Here is a 19682-nt window from a genome sequence, read left to right on the forward strand (position 1 = left end):
CCGGGAACGACGAACCTCCCCGGCCCGTGGGACGGGGAGGTTCGTGACGTGCACGCCGTGCGGCCAGTCAGGCCGCCGCGCCGGTCACGCCTTGACGGAACGACGCTTGCGCGCCACGACCAGCAGGCCGGCGCCGGCGGCGACGACGGCGGCGGCGATGCCCGCGATCAGCGGGGTCGAGTCCGAGGAACCGGTCTCGGCGAGGTCGGTCGGCGCCGCGCTCTCGTCGTCGGCGGGCTCGACCGGGGGAGTGGTGGTGCTCTCCGACGGGGTCGGCTCGGCGCTCTCGGAGGGCTCCTCGCTGGGCGTCGTCTCCGACGGCGTGGGCTCCGGCTCCGGCGACTCGCTCTCCTGGCCCTCGCAGACCGGGGAGGTCTTGGTCTCGTCCACGTTGTACTTCGCGTGGTCGCTCGCGACGACGACGAGGCGGACGTCCAGCGGTTCGCTGTGCTGCGGCAGCGCGAGGTCCTGCTGGTGGAAGTTCTTGCCGAACTCCTCGCTGAGGATCTCCTCGCCGCCCGCGGTGATGGTCACCGTGTTGGGTGCCTGGGTGCTGTACCACTTGAGGTCGACGGAGACCGAGTCGCAGTCGACGGTCCAGTTCGGCGTGTGCGCGGAGGCGGGGGCGGCGAGGAAGACCGAACCCGCCAGCGCGACGCCCGCCGCGCCGAGTGCTATGCCGCTACGGCGTCTGTGCTGCTTTGTGCTCAACTATCCCACTCCGGTTGGTAGAAGGGTGTACACGGGGGTGGTGCGAGAGCGGAACGCTATCGCCTCCGTCGGCCGGCCCTTCACCCGCCCCCGCGACTGCCGCACCTGCCGATTGCGGACGCGTACGGCAGCGGCCCGCGTAGTCGGCGTTCGTCAGGGCCATCCGGATGAACGGCGGTGGGACGGGGCGTGGGGGGAGGGCTGGGGAGGGCGGCGTGGGCACGTCCCGCCCGGTCCTGTTGCCGGGCGGCCCGCCGTTCGCGCCCGGAAGTACCACCTCGTCCGTCGCCGCCCTCGACCACCGCACAAGGCTGATCGAGCGTCTGTGGAGAGCAGGCTGCCTCGCAGGTGACCGCCAGGCTGCCCCGGGCCCGGCTCTTCTGCCGGGCCGTGTTCTCCTCCAGCGGAAGCCCGGATTCTGGCCTTGTCGGCCGGACTCCACCCTCTCGAAGGAAAGGGTCACGAAGCGGCTGGGGGTGCGTGCATACGCGCTCTGAACTGGGTAAACGTCGTCTCGATGACGACGGGTCAGTTGCGCCCCCGGCAGGACTCGAACCTGCGGCCAAGCGCTTAGAAGGCGCCTGCTCTATCCGCTGAGCTACGGGGGCCTGTGGGGTCGCGGGTGGGTACTCACCCCCCGGTTGACCATGGCTCGGTCAAGGATAGGGGCCGACGCACCCTCGCTGCTTCACGTCCGCGACGGGTTGTAAAGGTTCGGTGAAGCGGTCCCGATACTCGCAGGCTGAGGCGATCTCCGCAGCATTTTCGGCGGCTCGTTCGTGGGGTGTTGCGCAGTCGTTATGGCTCCGTGTGCCGGGCGGGGGTCGGCTGGGCCGATGGGAGCGGTCGTGGAGTGGTTGCGGGGTGATTTCGGGGGATGAGAAGCGGAAACGCTTCAAAAAACTCCCAAAATCGGTCATTCTTCCCCTGTGGCGATCTTGGAGGTACAGCCCGAACTGCTCGACGCGCTCACCGCGCTGCGGGAGCGCGTCGCCGCCGTACGCTTTCCGCTGCCCCTCCCGGGCGTGGAACGGGCCCGACGATCCCGGTCCGAGCTGCTCGCCCAGCTCGACGACTACCTGGTGCCGAGGCTGCGCGCCCCCGAGGCTCCGTTGCTCGCCGTGGTCGGGGGCTCGACCGGAGCTGGGAAGTCCACCCTGGTCAACTCGCTGGTGGGGCGCCGTGTCAGCGAGGCCGGGGTGCTGAGACCCACCACCCGCACGCCGGTGCTTGTCTGTCACCCGCACGACGAGCACTGGTTCGCCGGAGAGCGGGTGCTGCCCGGTCTGGGGCGGGCCTGGATGCCCCGTCAGGAGAGCCTCACCGACGCGGAGGACGACCCGGACGGCCTCCCGGAGGGGCCGGGCGCCACCCGCCTGGACGGACTGTCCGGCGGGGCGGAGGACGCCCATCTCGAGGTGCGGATCGAGACCGACCCCGGTGTGCCCGTCGGGCTCGCCCTGCTGGACGCTCCCGACATCGACTCCCTCGTCGTGCGCAACCGGGATCTGGCGGCCCGTCTGCTCTGCGCGGCGGACGTGTGGGTGCTGGTGACGACGGCCGCGCGGTACGGGGACGCGGTGCCGTGGCACCTGCTGCGCTCCGCGCGGGAGTACGACGTGGTGCTCGCCACGGTGCTCGACCGGGTCCCGCACCAGATCGCCGACGAGGTCTCCCAGCGCTACGCCGCCATGCTCGCCCGCGAAGGGCTGGGCGGCGTACGGCGCTTCACCGTTCCCGAACTCCCCGAATCGGCGGGCGGTTCCGGCCTGCTGCCGACCACCGCGGTCGCCGGCCTGCGCGACTGGCTGGCACAGTGCGTCCGCGACCCGCAAGCCCGCGGCCGCGCGGCGGCCCGTACGGCAGCCGGAGTACTCGCCTCGCTGCGGTCCCGGGTGGGCGCACTCGCCGGCGCCGCCGCGGCACAGCACGCGACGGCGCTGCGGCTCGGCCGCCATGTGGACGAGGCGTTCGAGGAGGCGGCGGCCCGCGTCCGGCAACTGACCGTCGCCGGAGGTCTCCTCGCCGGGGACGCGGCGGCGCGTTGGCGGGGCTTCCCGCTGGACTCCGGTGGCGACGAGGTGCTGGACGCCTTCACCGAGGGCCTGACCGCCCTGCTCGCCGGCGCCGCCGCCGCAGCGGACGAGCGGATCGCCGCAGCCTGGCGCGGTGAACCCGGCGCGCCCGAAAGGCGCACGGCGACCGCCGCGGCCCCGGAAGACGCCGCCGAGGAGGAGGCTCGCGGGCGGATCGGCCTGCTGGCCCGTCGCTGGAGGCGCTGCCTGGAGGAACTGGCCGACGAGGCGGTGCGCGGCTCCGAGGGCGCCTCGCAGACGGACGCGGAGGAGACCGCCGCACGGCTGGCCGTCGCCCTGCTGGGCGGTGCGGATGCGGCAGCCGACGCGGAGGAGGAACTGCGGCGCCTGCTCGGCACGGAGAGTGCCGCACGGTTGCGCGAGCGGGCCGGACGCATCCTCGGCACGTGCGTGGAGCGGGTGCTCTGCGCCGAACGCGAGCAGTGGCTGCGGCCGCTGGACGCACTGGGTGCCACGCCGGACCCGCAGGTGGAGCTGATCGCGGCGTTCTCCGTGCTGCGCAGGACCGAGACGGCGCGGCGGACGTCGTAGCCGCGACGAGCGACAGGGAGAGGTGACGTGGTGACGGCTGCGGGGAGGTACGACGGCGGAAGGGAGTCCGGGGCGAGCGGGGCGCCCGGGGCGTCCGAGCCGGAAGGGGCGCACGGACGGGGCGGACCGGAGGCGCCGGACGAGGTGCGCGGAGAGACGGACGCTCGGCCGGAGGCACGCGCGTCCGCCGCTCCGGCGCAGGCGCCTGCCGCGTCGCTTCCCGTGCCGGGCCACGCGTGCGCCGACGAGCCGTCGGCGCACGCGTGGCCCGACGTGGCGGAGGACGGCGCCGAGGCGCCGGCACAGGTCTTCCGTGCAGAGGAGGACACTCCGACGGCGGGCGCACCGGAGACCGGTTTGCGGCCGGCTGAGGACGGCGCAGACGGCGCACCCGGGGCCGTGCCGCGCACGCCGCCGAGACCCACCGCGCCTCCCAGGCCGCACGTGCCGCCCCGGCCGTCGATGCCGCCGAGCCACGGCTGGAACGACGGACTGATCGCGCGTCGCGCACCGGAATGCTTCCCGCAGGGCGCGGGGGAGTCCGCGGATGGCCCGGCCTGCGGTTACGGCGCGTTTGGCGAGGCCCAGCACGGGCACGATGGGCGCGTGCACGGTGCCGCCGCGCCGTCCGGACCCCCCGCCCCCGGGACGCCGCCCCCGGACGAGCCGCGCGCGCACGAGGACGTGGCCCCCGAGGACGTGGCCCCCGAGACCCAGGAGGGCGAGGCGTGGGGAGGGGGAGCCAAACCGACCGGGATCGGAGGGCTGCCGTCCCCCGACGGCATCGGCGGGGGAGCGGTCGGCGGCGCCCTGCGCCGCCGCCTGGGGGCTTTGCGGGAGCTGATCGGCCTGTCCCGCACCCGGCTGGAGGGCAGGGTGCTGGCCGAGGCAGGCAGGGTGCTCGACGAGGCCGGGGCACGGGCCCAACTGCCCGCCGCCTACACCACGGTCGCCATCGCGGGCGCCACCGGTAGCGGCAAGTCCTCGCTCCTCAACGCCCTGTCCGGGCGCACCCTCTCGGAGACCGGGCTCCGCCGCCCGACGACGGCCCAGCCCGTCGCCTGCACCTGGGAGGCCGAACGCGAGGGCGGGGCCGACGGGTTGCTCGACCGGCTCGGCATCCCCCCCGGTCTGCGCCGGCGGGTGAAGGACCCCTCACTGCACGGCCTGGTGCTGATCGACCTGCCCGATCACGACTCCGTCGCCGCCGGCCACCGCGAACACGTCGACCGGCTGCTGGAACTGGTCGATGCGGTGGTGTGGGTGGTCGACCCGGAGAAGTACGCGGACGCGCTGCTGCACGAGCGCTACCTGCGGCCGCTCGCGGGCTACGCGGAGGTCACCTTCGTCGTCCTCAACCAGGTCGACCGGCTGCCGGGCGAGGCTGCGGACGCCGTGCTGCACGACCTGCGCCGTCTGCTGGACGAGGACGGCATGGCGCTCGGCGACTACGGCGAGCCGGGCGCGCGGGTCCTGGCCACCTCCGCCCTCACCGGAGCAGGGCTGCACGAACTGCGTGAGGAGCTGGGCGCGTTCGCCGCGACCCGGGAGGCCCCGGCCCGTCGCCTGACCGCAGACCTGGACGGGGCCGCGGAGCGGCTGCGCCGGGTGTACGCCGACCCGGCCCTGCCCGCGCCGACCGGGCTGACCGAGGCGGACCGTGAGGAGTTCGAGGACTTGCTTGCCTCGGCCGTCGGCGCCCGTGCGGCGGGGCAGGCCGCGGAACGGGCCTGGCTGCGGCACGCCGAACGGTCCTGCGGCACCCCCTGGTCGCAGCTGGTGCGTGCACGCGATGCCCGTCGCCGCGCGTCGTGCGGCAGCGCGGAGGCCCCCGGGCGGGCGGAGCCCGAGCCTGGCGGGGCGGCGCCGGCACGGCACCGGGCCGCCAGGCCGGTGCTCACCCAGGCGGTGCGCCAGGTCGCCGAACAGGCGACCGTCGGCCTGCCCGACGCGTGGCGGCGGACCGTGCGGGACGCAGCCTGGCGGGGGGCGGAAGGACTGCCCGAGGCGCTGGACACGCTGATCGGGGAAGCCCTCGCTCCCCCGGGCGACGCACACCCGTCCGACCGTGGGCGGGCCCGCGGTGCACAGCGCCCGCACGGGCTTCCGCGCCTGGAGCGGCCGCCGTGGTGGACGGTCGCGATGCTCGGGCAGGGGCTGCTGCTGGCGCTTCAGGTGGTCGGGGTCCTCCTGCTGGTCGGCGCGGTCTTCGGCGGATACCGGGGCGCCCTGTGGCCACCGGTCGTCCTGGTGCTGGGCGGTGCCGTCGCGGCACCGGGACTCGCGGCCGCCTGCCGTGCCGCCGCCCGGGGGCCCGCGCGCGCGTTCGGGCAGGAGGAGGAACGCCGGCTGCGGCGGCTCTCCGCCGGCTGCGGGCGGACACGCGTGCTGGAGCCCGTGGCGGCGGAGCTGATGCGCTACCGCGAGGTGCGGGAGCAGTACGTGGTGGCCGCGGGAGACACGGGACCGGTGTGACCCGGAGCGCCCGGAGCGGCGTCGCCCGGACCGGCGGGACCCGGCGGGTCACTGGGGCTCCGGGGGAGCCTGAGGGGGACCGGGTTGTCCACACCCCCCGGTTCATCCACAGCCGCGAGCAGGATCCTCCGGGGCCGGGCACGGTGGGACGACCGGGAACGAGCCCGGCAGTCCCGCAGGGAGGCGTCGCGCATGAACGAGCCGCAGGTGACGGTGGTCGGGAACGTGGCCACGGAGCTGGATCACCGCACGACCCGCTCCGGTGAGCAGGCCGTGCGGTTCCGGCTGGCTGGCACGGTTCGCCGGTTCGACCGGGCCCGCGAGGCGTGGGAGGACGCCTGGACCAGCTTCTTCACCGTCTGGGCGTGGCGCACCCTGGCCACCAACGTGGCCGCTTCGGTGACGCTCGGCGAACCGGTCATCGTGCAGGGCCGGTTGCGCGTCAGGGAGGGGGAGAAGGAGGGACGCCGCTACGTCACCGCCGACCTGCTGGCATCCTCCATCGGACACGACCTCAACCGCGGCACCGCCGCCTTCCGGCGCGTCTCCCCGGCTCGGGCCGGAGGAGGCCCGACCTCGGGCGGGACGCCACAGGCCGTGCCGGGCCAAACCGGCGCGCCGGCCCCGGAGTTCGGTCTGCCGTGAACGTCCCGCTACGCCGGGTTCCCTCGATAACGATTCCGATTCGGAACGCTTGACCAGTGGGGTTATTGGGGACGGTGATGCGCTCGTCTCCTTACGATCCCTCGGGTACTCACGGGGTTCGGAGCTTTGTTCGGCGAGACGCACGTCAACTGCCCGACGTCCCGGCTTTCTCGCCCAGAGGGGAAGAGCATGACTTCTGTTCGCAGACGGGTCGTCTCCCGTCTCGCCGCCGCCGTCCTGGCTCCCGGCCTGATAGCGGCCGGTGCGCTGGCCGGTGCCGGCACCGCCGCCGCAGACGAGAACGCGGCGCAGCCAGGCGGCGCCTCCGCCACCCTCGACGGCCTCAAGACGTACAGCCAGGCCCTGCTCGTCGAGCCGGACGGGGAGAAGAAGGAGATCGGCGCCGGTCTCTTCGAGATGACCGTCGACGGCGGCGGCGCGCTGCAGACCTACTGCATCGACATCGCCAACCCGACCGTCAGCAAGTCCCGCTACAAGGAGGTCGGCTGGGACGCGTCGTCACTCAACGACAACGCCGACGCGGGCAAGATCCTCTGGATCCTGCAGAACTCCTACCCGCAGGTCAACGACCTCGCCAAGCTCGGCCAGGCTGCCGGTGTCGCCGGCGCCCTGACGAACGAGACCGCCGCCGCCGGCACGCAGGTCGCCATCTGGCGCTTCTCCGACGACGCGGACGTCACCGCCAAGGACCCGGCGGCCGAGCAGCTCGCCGACTACCTGGAGAAGGCCGCCCAGAACGTCCCCGAGCCGAAGGCGTCCCTGCACCTGACGCCGGCCGCCGTCTCCGGCAAGGCCGGCGACCGCCTCGGCCCGGTCACCGTCGACACCAACGCCCAGGCCGTCTCCATCAGCACCCCCGCGGGCGTGACCGCCGGCGGCGTGAAGGTCGTCGACGGCAGCGGCAAGCCGGTGACCTCGGCCGCCGACGGCAGCGAGCTGTACTTCGACGTCCCGGCGGGCACCGAGCCCGGTGAGGCGTCGGTATCGGTGAAGGCCCGTACCACCGTGCCGGTCGGCCGCGCCTTCACCAGCGTCGGCGTCAAGAGCCAGACCCAGATCCTCGCCGGCTCCAGCGAGTCCACGGTGACCGCGACCGCCACCGCCCGTTGGGCCGACGCCGGCCCGATCCCGGCCGTGACCGCGGAGAAGAACTGCGCCGAGGGCGGCGTGGACGTCACCGTGGCCAACGAGGGCGACAAGCCGTTCGCCTTCTCCCTGGCCGGTGAGAGCCACGAGATCGCCGCGGGCGCTTCGCAGACCATCACGGTCCCCGTGCAGGAGGACCAGGCCTACGACATCACCATCACCGGCCCCGACGGGTTCGAGAAGAACTTCACCGGCGTGCTGGACTGCGAGACCGACACCACCGGCGGTGACGAGGGCACCACCCCGCAGACCGGCGACGACACCCCCGCCGGCGACACGGCCGACGAGGGTGGCACCGACCTGGCCGCCACCGGCAGCAACAGCAACACCCCGTTGATCATCGGCGTGGCCGTGGCACTGGTCGTCGTCGGCGGCGTCGCGATGCTGCTCGTCCGCAAGCGCAAGCCGTCCGCGGCCGGTTCCGGCAGCGAGGACTGAAGACACCTCCCGACCCACCCACCGGATCGCGCCACAGCGTGACCCGGGGTGACTGAAAGTGACGGGGCGGCCCCTGGCGGGCCGCCCCGTTTCGGTGTACACGCCCTTGTGCGGCAAGATGGGGTGCGTATGCCTTACGCGCGGCTCTGCCGCGCCCGGCACTTCGCGGGCGCGGCGCTCTCGCCGCGCGCCCAGACCTGCGCGGCGCGAGCCGCATGACACTCCACACTGGCGGACGGTTTCTCTTGGCTGAGTTCATCTACACCATGCGCAAGGCGCGCAAGGCGCACGGCGACAAGGTGATCCTCGACGACGTCACCCTGAGCTTCCTGCCGGGGGCGAAGATCGGCGTCGTCGGCCCCAACGGCGCCGGCAAGTCCACTGTGCTGAAGATCATGGCGGGCCTCGAGCAGCCCTCCAACGGCGACGCGTTCCTCTCGCCGGGCTACAGCGTCGGCATCCTCCTCCAGGAGCCGCCGCTGGACGAGTCCAAGACCGTGCTGGAGAACGTCGAAGACGGCGTGGCTGCCATCAAGGGCAAGCTCGACCGCTTCAACGAGATCGCCGAGCAGATGGCGACCGACTACTCCGACGCGCTGATGGAGGAGATGGGCAAGCTTCAGGAAGACCTGGACCACGCGGGCGCGTGGGACCTGGACGCGCAGCTGGAGCAGGCCATGGACGCCCTCGGCTGCCCGGCCGGCGACTGGCCCGTCACCAACCTCTCCGGCGGTGAGAAGCGCCGCGTCGCGCTGTGCAAGCTGCTGCTGGAGCAGCCCGACCTGCTGCTGCTCGACGAGCCCACCAACCACCTGGACGCCGAGTCCGTGCAGTGGCTGGAGCAGCACCTCGCCAAGTACCCGGGCACCGTCATCGCCATCACCCACGACCGGTACTTCCTGGACAACGTGGCCGAGTGGATCATGGAGCTCGACCGCGGCCGCGCCGTCGGTTACGAGGGCAACTACTCCACCTACCTGGAGAAGAAGCAGGCCCGCCTCAAGGTCGAGGGCCAGAAGGACGCCAAGCGCTCCAAGCGCCTCAAGGAGGAGCTGGAGTGGGTCCGCTCCAACGCCAAGGGGCGGCAGGCCAAGTCCAAGGCCCGCCTGACCCGTTACGAGGAGATGGCGGCCGAAGCGGAGAAGACCCGGAAGCTGGACTTCGAGGAGATCCAGATCCCGCCGGGCCCGCGCCTGGGCAACGTGGTCGTCGAGGTGGAGAACCTCAACAAGGCGTTCGGCGACAAGGTCCTCATCGACGACCTGTCCTTCACCCTCCCGCGCAACGGCATCGTCGGCGTCATCGGCCCGAACGGTGCTGGCAAGACCACCCTGTTCAAGATGATCCAGGGCCTGGAGGAGCCGGACTCCGGCAAGATCAAGGTCGGCGACACGGTCAAGATCTCCTACGTCGACCAGTCCCGCGCCAACATCGACCCGAAGAAGACGCTGTGGGCCGTCGTCTCCGACGAGCTGGACTACATCAACGTCGGCCAGGTCGAGATGCCGTCCCGGGCCTACGTGTCCGCGTTCGGCTTCAAGGGCCCGGACCAGCAGAAGCCGGCCGGCGTACTCTCCGGCGGTGAGCGCAACCGCCTCAACCTCGCGCTCACCCTCAAGCAGGGCGGCAACCTGCTGCTCCTCGACGAGCCGACCAACGACCTCGACGTGGAGACGCTGTCCTCCCTGGAGAACGCGCTGCTCGACTTCCCCGGCTGCGCCGTGGTCGTCTCCCACGACCGCTGGTTCCTGGACCGCATCGCCACCCACATCCTCGCCTACGAGGGCGAGAGCCGGTGGTTCTGGTTCGAGGGCAACTTCGAGTCGTACGAGAAGAACAAGATCGAGCGGCTGGGCCCGGACGCCGCCCGCCCGCATCGCGCGACGTACAAGAAGCTCACCCGCGGCTGAGGCCGCGGGAGTTCGGGAGAAGATCACACCGTGCGGCACACCTTCGCGTGCACTCTGCGCTGGTCGGACATGGACGCCTTCGGGCACGTCAACAACGTCGTCTTCCTCCGCTATCTGGAGGAGGCGCGGATCGACTTCATGTTCCGGCTGGCGCGGAAGGCCGACTCCGGCGCGTTCACCGGCGGTTCGGTCGTCGCCCGGCACGAGATCGACTACCTGCGTCCGCTCGTCCACCGGCACGAGCCGGTGACGGTCGAGACCTGGGTGACCAAGGTCGGCGCCGCGTCGGCCACCCTCGCGTACGAGATCAAGGACGACACGACGGTCTTCGTCCGTGCGAGCACGGTCGTGGTCCCGTACGACCTCGAACGGGAGCGGCCGCGCCGCCTGTCGTCCGAGGAGAAGTCCTTCCTGGAGGAGTACTTCGATGACAGTGCCGGTCCCGCCGCGCCTGGTCTTCGCTGACCCGGGGGAGGCGGCCGCGCTGGCCGCCTTCCTGGGGCGTCTGCTGCGCTGGGAGAAGGCGGCCGCAGTGCGCCTCCAGGCCGGCGGGGGAGTGCTCGGCGTCTTCGCCCGCCCCGCCCGCTTCGAGGTGTTCGCCGTGCTCACCGCGCGGCTGCTGGAGCGGGCGGAGACGGACGTCACCGTCTCCGCGGGCGAACTCCTGGAGAGGATCGACGAGACGGCCGAGACGGTCGCCCTCCCCGGCGAGGTCACCGGCCCGTCCTGGGCCGGCCTGCTGCCGCCGCGCGGCGGCTGGCGCCGCGTCGCCGACCTCCCGGCGTCCGGCGTCCGCGACCGGGCGGCGGGCGTGGTCGCGGAGTTCCGGCAGCGCACCGAGCGGCTGCCGGAGTCCGAGCGCACGCGCGACCGGGTGGACACGCTCGCCGAGGAGATCTGGAACCGGCCGCTGACCGGCACCGCGCTGCCGCTGCGCGCGGTGCACGCCGCGCACGCCCTCGGCTTCCTCCGCGGCGCCGAGCCCCTGGGGCTCTACGACACGGGCCCGTGGCTGCGCCTGCGGACGGCCTACGGTTCCGTGATCGCCCGCAGCGGCGCGGCCGTCCCCCGCCCCGGCACGGGCCTCACCGTCACCCCTGTCTGAGGCGCTCTCGGTGGCGTCAGCCGGTCTCCCCGGGGCCCGGCGTGTCGGGGCAGATCTCGAAGTGGTCGGGCCAAAGTTCGAGCAGGACGCGGTCACGGATCGCCAGCGGCTCCGTGAACTCCTGCGGGAGCTGGAGCCGTCCCGCCCGGTCGATCGTCGATCACCGCGTCGTCCGCGGTCTGACGCTCCAGCCGGTGCCGCAGGTTCCGGGCGATGCCCGGCCTAGTCCGCAGAGTTGACCATAGACGCTGCGGCGTACACGAGGTAGTCCCACAGCTGCCGTTCGTGCTCGGGAGCGAGGTCGAGGCTGTCCACGGCGTCGCGCATGTGCCGCAGCCACGCGTCGTGCGCGGCCCGGTTCACCGTGAACGGGGCGTGCCGCATCCGCAGGCGCGGGTGGCCGCGGTTGTCGCTGTAGGTCCGCGGGCCGCCCCAGTACTGCATGAGGAACAGCGCCAGCCGCTCCTCGGCCGGGCCGAGGTCCTCCTCCGGGTACATCGGCCGGAGCAGCGGGTCCTCGGCGACGCCCTGGTAGAAGCGGTGGACGAGTCGCCGGAACGTCTCCTCGCCGCCGACCTGCTCGTAGAAGGTCTGGCTCTGCACACTGCCGCGCGGGATCTCCATCACGCCCCCATGGTCGCAGATGCCCGGCCGGGGTCAGGAGGAGCCGGACTCCGCCTTCGTACCGGGGTCGTGCGAGGGGGCGAACATCCGCAGCGTCGTGCGCAGCACCACCACCGAGGGCCCCGGGGAGGACAGTGCGGCCCCAAGGTCGTCGCGCAGTCCGTCGAGGGTGGTGTGCACCGCGGGCACGCCGAACGACGCGGCGAGGGCGGCGAAGTCGGGACGGGCGAGTTCCGTCCCGGCGGCGGCGCCGAACGCGTCCGTCATGTACGCGCGCAGAATGCCGTAGCCGCCGTCGTCGACGACGAGCCAGGTCACGGGCAGGTCATGCTGCCGGGCGGTCGCGAGTTCGGCCAGCGAGTACATCGCGCCCCCGTCGCCGGAGACCGCCAGCACCGGACGGCTCCGGTCCGCGGCCGCCGCTCCCAGCGCGGCGGGGAACGCGTAGCCCAGTCCGCCGGCGCCCTGCGCGGTGTGCAGCGGCCCGGACCGGGGGTCGAAGGCGGACCACGCCCAGTAACCGAGGATCGTCATGTCCCAGAAGCTGGCCGCGTCGTCGGGCAGCGCGGCACGGACGTCCCGCAGCACGCGCCGTTCACGGGCGAGGTCCTGAGCGTCCAGCCGCTCCCGGACCCGGGCGAGCAGCCCCGCGGCCCGCGCGCGGCCGTCCCCGGCAGGTCGCGGCGTCACGGACTCGGCGAGTGCGGCGAGCGCGGCGCGGGCGTCGGCGTGCAGGCCCAGGGCGGGGTGGTTCGCCTCCAGCTTGCCGGGGTCGGCCTCGATCTGCACGACGCGGCCGCGGGGGGCGAAGGTGTGGTAGTTCGACGACAGTTCACCGAGCCCGGAGCCCGCGACGAGGAGCACGTCGGCGTCCTGCAGGAACTCCGTCGTGTGCCGGTCCTCCAGCCAGGACTGGAGGGAGAGCGGGTGGTCCCAGGGGAAGGCTCCTTTGCCCCCGAAGGTGCACGCGACCGGGGCGTCCAGCAGCTCGGCCAGCGCCAGAAGCTCCGCCTGCGCCCCGGCGCGGACCACGCCGCCGCCGGCCAGCACGGCGGGGCGGCGGGCGCCGCTCAGTGCCTCGGCCGCCGCCGCCACGGTCTCCGGACGGGCCGGAAGCGGCCGGGGCCGTGCCGTCAGGGTGCGCACCGGCGGCGCTGCGGCGGGGGCGAGCAGTACGTCCTCCGGGATCTCGACCCATACCGGGCCGCACGGGGCCTCCAGCGCGTCGGCCCAGGCGGCGGCGAGCGCGGAGGGGATCTGGGACGCCGCCCGCACGGTGCGCGCCGACTTGACCACGCCCCGCATCACGGCCGCCTGGTCGGCGAGTTCGTGCAGGTACCCCCTGCGCGCCCCGCCGAGCCCGGCCACCGGAACCTGGCTGCCGATGCCGAGCACGGGCACGGAGGCCGCAGCCGACTCCTGCAGCGCCGCCATCGTCATCAGGGCCCCGGGCCCGGTGGACACCAGGAGCGGGGTGACCGTGCCGGTGATCCGGGCGTGGGCGTCAGCGGCGAAGCCCGCGTTGTTCTCCACCCGCAGCCCCACCGACTCCAGCGGTGAGCGGCGCACCGCGTCGAAGAGCCCCAGCGCGTGCTGGCCCGGCAGGCCGAACACCGTGGTCGCGCCGAGTGCGGTCAGGGATTCGGTGACGAGGTCGCCGCCGGTGCGGACCGGGGTGGTCATCGTTGCGTCGTAACCCTTCTGTACGGGTGGTGCCGCGGGTGGTGGGTGATGTCGCCGGTGGTGGGTGACATCGCGGGTGGTGTGCGGTCCTGCGGGTGGGGTGCGGTTCAGTCGGTGCGCGGGGCGGAGGCCGTCCCCGCCCCCTCCTTCGCTGACGGCGGCGCGCCGCCGTCCTCGGGCTCCGCCCCTCCGTGGCCGGCCAGCCGCTGCCGCCAGGCCGCGAGCCGCACCGGGTCCGTCGGCCTGCCGGCCAGGCTGACCAGCACGTAGGCGGCGAGCGCGGCCAGCAGGCCGTAGTAGATCGGTTCGGTGGCGAGCATGCCCTTGACCACCATCGTCACCACGACCGTCACTCCGCCCGCGCCCATCGCGGCGAGTGCTCCGCCGGCGGTGCCCCGCTTCCACAGCAGGCCGCCCAGGATCGGCACCAGCAGGCCGCCGACCAGCAGGTTGTACGCGACGGTCAGCGCGCCGACCACGTCGTCGATCGCCACCGAGATGGCGATCACCGCCAAACCCATCAGCACCACGAACGTCCGGTTGTCCCGGACCTCCTCCTCCGCCCGGCCGGAGGTGTCCGGGCCCTGCGACGCGGCGGCGGCCGAACGCCTCCGCAGCCGCGTCCAGATGTCGTTGTGGGCGACCGTCGCGCAGGCGAGCAGGGTGCCGGAGGACGTCGACATGACGGCGGCGAGCGCGGCGGCGAGCACGAGCCCCTTGACCCCGACGGGCAGGGCGTCGCCGACGATCACGGCGAAGGCGTTGTCGGCGCGGGCCAGGTCCGGGTAGAGCGCCTTGGCGGCGGTGCCGATCGCCGCGCCGGCGAGCGCGTAGAGCAGGCAGTAGGTGCCCGCCACCGTGCCGCCGGTGCGCGCCACCCGGTCGTTGCGGGCGGTGAAGACGCGCTGCCAGATGTCCTGGCCGATGAGCATGCCGAACGAGTAGATCAGCACGTACGTGATCACCGTCTCGGCCCCGATGCTCATCGGTGAGAAGTAGTCGTCCGGCAGCTCGGCGGCCATCGCGGACCATCCGCCGGCCTTCCACACCGCGAGGGGGAGCAGCAGCAGGAGGATGCCGACGGTCTGCACCACGAACTGCACCATGTCCGTCAGCGTGATCGACCACATGCCGCCGAGCGCCGAGTAGCAGACCACCACCGTGCCGCCGAGCAGGATCGCGGCCACCCGGCCGAGGTCGAAGATCACGTCGAAGATCGTGGCGTACGCGATGGTCGAGGTGACGGAGAGCATGAGCGTGTACGCCCACATCACCACGCCCGACACCAGCGTCGACGAGCCTCCGTAACGGAGTTCGAGCATCTGGCTGACGGTGTACACACGCAGCCGGGAGATGCGCGCCGAGAAGACCAGGCTCAGCACGAGCAGGCCGATGCCGATCGTGAAGACGAGCCACGCGCCGGACAGCCCGTACCGGTAGCCGAGCCCCACGCCGCCGATGGTCGACGCACCGCCCAGCACGATCGCCGCCATCGTCCCGGAGTACATGAGCGGGCCGAGGCGGCGGCCCGCCACCAGGTAGTCGCTCTTCGTCCGGGCCCGGCGCATCCCCCACCAGCCGACGCCGATCATGCCCGTCAGGTACGTCACGATCACTGCGTAGTCGACGGCCATGAACGTTCCTCGATCCGGAATGAGGGGTGCCCGGGGGCACCCGTCGGCAGGGTGCGTCACAACGTAGGTAGCCGTACGGGGGAGGGGAAGTGTACGTTTCCTCTCCCCGAGTGGGTGGACCTGTGCGAACCGTCCACCCGCGGCGCGAGCGGAGGACGCCATGCAGGAGGTACTGCCCCCCACCGTCCCCGTGGCCCTCACCGAGCTGCTCCGCGACGAGCAGCTCGCGCTGCACCAGGTCGCGGGCCCGCCCGCTGGTCCCCGCGACCAGGTCTACGCCGTGCACACCAGCGAGATGGGCGACCCCGTGCCGTACCTGCTCGGCGGCGAGCTGCTGCTGACCGCGGGCGTGCACGGCCCGGCGCCGGAGGACGGCGCCGAACGTCACTGGGCGGAGTACGTCACCCGGACCGTACGGGCGGGGGCGACGGCCCTCGGTTTCGGCATCGCACCCCTCTACGACGAGGTGCCGCCGGCGCTGGCGGAGGCCTGCGACCGGCACGGCCTTCCGCTTCTCCGGGTCCCGGAGGAGACGCCCTTCACGGCGGTGGCGCGGACCCTCTGGCAGCTGGTCGCGGAGCGGCGGCACCGCGACCTGCAACGGCTGAGCGCCGCCCAGCAGGCCCTGACCACCGCGGCCACCCGCCCCCACCCGGTCCCCGCCGTGCTGGCCCGGCTCGCCGAACAGACCGACGGCTGGGCCGCGCTCTTCGGACGCGGCGGGCGGGAGGTGGCCGTCGCGGGTGCCGAACCGCCGCAGGACGAGCGCCGCGCCCTCGTGGCGCTCACCGGCAGGCTGCGGGCCGCGCCGTCCTCCGCGGCCGACGCATCGGGAGCCTGGCGGCTGAGTGCGTTCGCCCTCACCGGGGCGGCCGCGGGAGCGGACGACGGCGAGCGCCTGGCGCTCGGGGTGTGCGCCCGCGGCCCGGAGGGGGCCGACGACGCGCTCGTGCGGTCGGCCGTGGCGCTGCTGTCCCTGCTCACCAGCCAACGGGTGGCCGCGACGAACGCCCGCCCCCCGGCCGCCCTGGTCCGGCTGCTCCTCGGCTTCCCGGTCGCCGACGTCCTCCCGGTGCTGAGCGTCGCCGGCCTCTGGACGGTGGTGCACGGGCGGCGCAGGCCCGGCACTCCCGACCACGGGCTGCTCGCGAGGACGGGATTGGCGGCGGGCCTGCGGACCGACCTGGTGGACGTCGACGGTGACACCCTCCGGGCCCTGGTGCCCGGCGACGGGACGGTGGCGGCACAGCCCGGATGGACACTCGGGGCGTCCCGCCCCGTGGCCGCCGACGACCTCCTGCTCGGGGACGCGGGAGCCGCAGAGTCTCTCGGGCGGGCGGTCGCCGAGCACCGCCCGGTGGTACGGCAGCGCCGGACGCACTCCCACGACCTCGGCGCGCTGCTGGCTCCCGGCGAGGCGCGCGCACGGGCCCGTGCCCGGCTGCGGCCCCTGTCCGGCCGGCCCGCACTGGTGGAGACCCTGCGCGCCTGGCTGTCCGTGCACGGCAGCTGGGACCGCAGCGCTGCGGCGCTCGGCGTCCACCGCAACACCGTGCGCCAGCGCATCGCCCGCACGGGCGAACTCCTCGACGCCGACCTGGGCGACCCCGACGAGCGTGCGGAGCTGTGGCTCGCGCTGCGCTGGGTCTGACCCGGGGGGCGGCGCGGACGCGTCGGAGGGGAGCGGCGGGCGGCCCGCGGCCCGCCGCTCCCCTCCGGTTCCGGCGCGTCAGCCCCGGCGCAGGGTGATCGTCGTCCAGGCGCCGACGTGCACCTGGTCGCCCTCCCGCAACGGGACGGGCACGTACGGCTGGATCGGGTCCTCGCCGCCGTTGACCGTGGTGCCGTTCGTGGAGTTCTGGTCGACGACGGACCAGCTGCCGTCCGGCTGGGCGATCAGCAGGGCGTGCTGGTGCGACACCCCCGGGTCCTCCGGGGGCCGGCCCAGGTCGATGTCCGGCGCCTCACCGGTGGAGTTGCGGCGCCGCCCGATCGTGACCTGGTGGCCGGTGAGCGGCATCTCGTGCTCCGTGGAGTACGCCGGAAGGTTGAGCGCCGACGCCTCCGGCCCGCTCCGCTGCATCATCGCGGCGAAGTACTCCCGGTCGGGGGCGATCACGGCGGTCCAGGGGCCGGACGGATCCTGGCCGGCGGGCGGGCCCTGCTGAGCGTGCGCCGGGGGCTGGTACGGCTCGCCGTGGCCCGGCTGATGTCCCGGAGGCGCGCGGTGCGGGGCGGGCGCGCCGGGCGGCGCCATCTGCCAGTCGCCGCTCGGCGGGCCCTGCTGCGGACTTCCCCGCGGGGGCACGCCCTGCGGGGGCGCCTGCGGCGGTGCGCCGGGGGTGGCCGCCTGGGGTGCTCCGGGCTGCTGGGGGTGCTGGGGCTGTTGCGGGTAGCCGTAGCCGCCCGGTGCCTGGGGGGCCGGGGGTGGTGCGCCCATGCCGGGGCCGGGCTGCTGCGGGTGCTGGGGCGGGCCGGCCTGCTGGGGGTAGCCGTAGCCGCCCTGCCCCGGGGGGCCCGGCGGGGCACCCATGCCCGGGTGGCCGGACGGCTGCGGTGCCTGGGGTGGTCCGGGCTGCTGGGGGTGCTGGGGCTGTTGCGGGTAGCCGTAGCCGCCCGGTGCCTGGGGGGCCGGGGGTGGTGCGCCCATGCCGGGGCCGGGCTGCTGCGGGTGCTGGGGCTGCTGCGGCGGGCCGGCCTGCTGCGGCGGCGCGGCGAAGGGAGGCGGGCCGCCCGGGCCTCCGGGGAAGCCGAAGTGGCACTGCTCGCAGAAGGATGCCTGCGGGGCGCGCGGCGTACCGCACTGGGGGCAGCGCTCCGGTCCGCCCTGCGGGTGCTCGGGCCCCGGCATGCCGCCTGGGCCTCCGGGCAAGCCGCCGGGCTGCGGTCCGCCATGCGGCGGCTGCGGTGCCTGCGGGGGGCCGGGCTGCTGGGGCTGCTGCGGGTAGCCGTAGCCCCCCTGACCAGGTGGCCCCGGCGGAGGCGTGGAGCCCGGGGGCGGACCGGGAGGCGTGCCCGGGCCGGGCGGGCCGGGCGGACCGGGGATCCCGCCACCGGGCGGACCGGACGGTGCGGTCATGCGGTGACCGCACACCTCGCACCAGTCGTCGGCCGCCGACTGGTGGCCGTTCGGGCAAGTCGGCATGGTCCTGCCTCCCCCATCGTGACGTTCGCTGCCTCGTGCGGGCCGTTCACCGGTCCGCGGCGGAAGGGGTCGTTCCGGGCGGTCCGGCCGACGCTCCTCCTCCGCCGAACAGTACCCGGCACCGCCTCCACCACGTCCACCACCTTCGAACACGGATGCGGACAGAAGCGGGCGATCAGGACGTTCGGTGTCAGGCCCCCGCAGGTGACGCGGCGGGGCTGTCCGCCGGGACGGCGACCGGTACCAGCGCGACGGTCACGTTGTCGTGGCCCCCGCCGTCGAGGGCGAAACCGACCAGGTGCCGGACCGCCGCCATCGGACGGGTCGCCGCGTCCGCCGGCAACGCCGCCGCCATGTCCTTCGACGCGTCGGCGTAGTTCCACAGCCCGTCGCTGCACACGACGACCACCCCGGACCGGTCCGGCTTGAACGACGCGGTGTGCGGGTCGAGTTCGTACGCGTCCGCCCCGAGCCAGCCGGTGATCGCGTGAGCGCGCGCGTCCGCGTACGCCTGCGCCTCGGTCATCAGCCCCGCGCCGATCATCTGCGCGGCCCACGAGTCGTCCTGCGTGAGCCGCGACGGAGGCTGCGTACGGTCGTCGGGCACCCAGTAGGCGCGGCTGTCGCCGACCCAGCCGACCGTGAGGACGCCGTCGGCGGTCACCGCGCCGACGATCGTGCAGGCGGGTGCGTTCTGCTGAGCCTCGCGCTCCTCCGGCGTCGCGAGCACGTCCACGGCCTCCGCCGCCGCCAGCAGGGCGTCGTGCATCGCGTGCTGCGGGTGCGCTCCGCGCGGGATCGACTCCCGCATCGATGCGGCCGCCGCCTCGGCAGCGGCCTCCGACGCCTGGTCCGACCGCGAGGCGGAGGAGACACCGTCGCACACCACGGCGATCTGCGACGGCCCTCCGGACGGCGTGGTCACCGCGGAGACCGCGAAGAAGTCCTCGTTCCGGCGGTGCCGCAGGCCGCGGTCGCTCGCGGCCGCGATCCCGGCCACTTCACGCTCCCAGTGGTCGCGCGCGACGGGCTGTTCGTGGCCGCAGTGGGTGCAGTGGCCGTCCGGACCGACGGACCCCGTGCCGCACGCGACGCAGCCCGGGGTGTCCTGCTCCGGCTTCTCCCGCTCCGGGGAGTCGTCCCGCGTCTCCGCGTCGGCGGCGGGCGCGTGCTGCGGCGACGCGGGGGCCGGTGCCGGTGCCGGCCGGGCTCCGGCGTCCTGCCGGGCGGCCTCCGCCGCCGGGGCGGGGGGAGCGGGCGCGTCTCCTCGTCCCGTCGTCTCGCCCGGCCACGACGGGCCGTGCCCGGCCCGGGAGCCCGTCCCGGACGCGCCGGGCGGGGGCTGCCGGACGGTGACGTGGGTGCCGCCGCGCGGCGTGCGCGGGTCGAAATCGCCGCCCGGGGCGGTGGAGAGCCGGGGCCGCAGGTCCGTGCCGCAGGCCCCGCAGAACAGGTCGCCGTCCTCGGCCGGCTCGGTGCACTCGGGGCAGGCCGCCGGTCGGTCGTTCTCTGACATCG

General features: G+C 74.2%; 14 protein-coding genes, 1 tRNA gene and 1 pseudogene. 8 read left to right on the forward strand and 8 right to left on the reverse strand.

Annotated features, from left to right (window positions below; all coding sequences use genetic code 11):
• Positions 1-84: 84 nt before the first annotated feature.
• Together E4198_RS18270 and E4198_RS18275 are read right to left on the reverse strand one after the other, a co-directional pair.
• Positions 85-711, reverse strand: coding sequence for an LAETG motif-containing sortase-dependent surface protein (locus E4198_RS18270; RefSeq protein ID WP_136184115.1), 627 nt, complete (start codon positions 709-711; stop codon positions 85-87).
• Positions 712-1246: 535 nt separating this feature from the next.
• Positions 1247-1319, reverse strand: a tRNA-Arg gene (locus tag E4198_RS18275).
• 330 nt (positions 1320-1649) lie between these two features.
• Here E4198_RS18275 and E4198_RS18280 point away from each other — a divergent pair.
• From E4198_RS18280 to E4198_RS18310, 7 genes are all read left to right on the forward strand, one after another.
• Positions 1650-3338 carry a dynamin family protein gene (locus E4198_RS18280; RefSeq protein ID WP_136185466.1) on the forward strand — a complete coding sequence of 563 codons (1689 nt, stop codon included), beginning with the start codon at positions 1650-1652 and terminating at the stop codon, positions 3336-3338.
• A 606-nt stretch (positions 3339-3944) separates the two neighbouring features.
• Positions 3945-5813: a GTPase gene (locus E4198_RS18285; RefSeq protein WP_247597731.1), complete on the forward strand. Its 1869-nt coding sequence runs from the start codon at positions 3945-3947 to the stop codon at positions 5811-5813.
• Positions 5814-6005: 192 nt separating this feature from the next.
• The gene (locus E4198_RS18290) at positions 6006-6458 is read left to right on the forward strand and encodes a single-stranded DNA-binding protein (protein ID WP_136184117.1); all 453 of its coding nucleotides are present in this window, start codon (positions 6006-6008) and stop codon (positions 6456-6458) included.
• Positions 6459-6647: 189 nt separating this feature from the next.
• Positions 6648-8063, forward strand: a complete 1416-nt coding sequence (locus E4198_RS18295; protein ID WP_136184118.1) for a Cys-Gln thioester bond-forming surface protein — start codon at positions 6648-6650, stop codon at positions 8061-8063.
• A 245-nt stretch (positions 8064-8308) separates the two neighbouring features.
• Entirely contained in the window at positions 8309-9973 is a 1665-nt protein-coding gene (gene ettA / locus E4198_RS18300; protein WP_136184119.1) for an energy-dependent translational throttle protein EttA, read from the forward strand.
• Between the two features lie 30 nt (positions 9974-10003).
• A complete protein-coding gene (locus tag E4198_RS18305; RefSeq protein ID WP_027763683.1) occupies positions 10004-10438 on the forward strand; it encodes a thioesterase family protein in 435 nt (144 codons plus the stop codon).
• Positions 10401-11078, forward strand: coding sequence for a hypothetical protein (locus tag E4198_RS18310; RefSeq protein ID WP_136184120.1), 678 nt, complete (start codon positions 10401-10403; stop codon positions 11076-11078). The genes E4198_RS18305 and E4198_RS18310 overlap by 38 nt, the downstream gene beginning before the upstream one ends.
• A gap of 16 nt (positions 11079-11094) precedes the next feature.
• On the opposite strand, the pseudogene E4198_RS25570 reads toward E4198_RS18310, so the two are convergent.
• From E4198_RS25570 to E4198_RS18330, 4 genes and pseudogenes are all read right to left on the reverse strand, one after another.
• Positions 11095-11235: pseudogene (locus E4198_RS25570) on the reverse strand (ABC transporter ATP-binding protein); the annotation flags it as partial.
• Between the two features lie 65 nt (positions 11236-11300).
• The gene (locus E4198_RS18320) at positions 11301-11705 is read right to left on the reverse strand and encodes a globin (RefSeq protein ID WP_027763679.1); all 405 of its coding nucleotides are present in this window, start codon (positions 11703-11705) and stop codon (positions 11301-11303) included.
• A 30-nt stretch (positions 11706-11735) separates the two neighbouring features.
• Complete coding sequence (locus E4198_RS18325; RefSeq protein WP_136184121.1) at positions 11736-13385, reverse strand: thiamine pyrophosphate-binding protein; 1650 nt, start codon at positions 13383-13385, stop codon at positions 11736-11738.
• 107 nt (positions 13386-13492) lie between these two features.
• Entirely contained in the window at positions 13493-15019 is a 1527-nt protein-coding gene (locus E4198_RS18330) for a sodium:solute symporter (protein WP_136184122.1), read from the reverse strand.
• A gap of 160 nt (positions 15020-15179) precedes the next feature.
• On the opposite strand from E4198_RS18330, the gene E4198_RS18335 reads away from it, so the two are divergent.
• Positions 15180-16670 carry a PucR family transcriptional regulator gene (locus E4198_RS18335; protein WP_136184123.1) on the forward strand — a complete coding sequence of 497 codons (1491 nt, stop codon included), beginning with the start codon at positions 15180-15182 and terminating at the stop codon, positions 16668-16670.
• Between the two features lie 78 nt (positions 16671-16748).
• On the opposite strand, the gene E4198_RS18340 is transcribed toward E4198_RS18335, so the two are convergent.
• A complete protein-coding gene (locus tag E4198_RS18340; RefSeq protein WP_348771309.1) occupies positions 16749-17870 on the reverse strand; it encodes an FHA domain-containing protein in 1122 nt (373 codons plus the stop codon).
• Between the two features lie 484 nt (positions 17871-18354).
• On the reverse strand, positions 18355-19680 hold the full coding sequence (locus E4198_RS18345; protein WP_136184125.1) for a PP2C family serine/threonine-protein phosphatase: 1326 nt from the start codon (positions 19678-19680) through the stop codon (positions 18355-18357).
• Between the last annotated feature and the right edge of the window lie 2 nt (positions 19681-19682).

Origin of the sequence: Streptomyces sp. RKND-216 (assembly GCF_004795255.1) — a bacterium.
Classification (GTDB): domain Bacteria; phylum Actinomycetota; class Actinomycetes; order Streptomycetales; family Streptomycetaceae; genus Streptomyces; species Streptomyces hazeniae.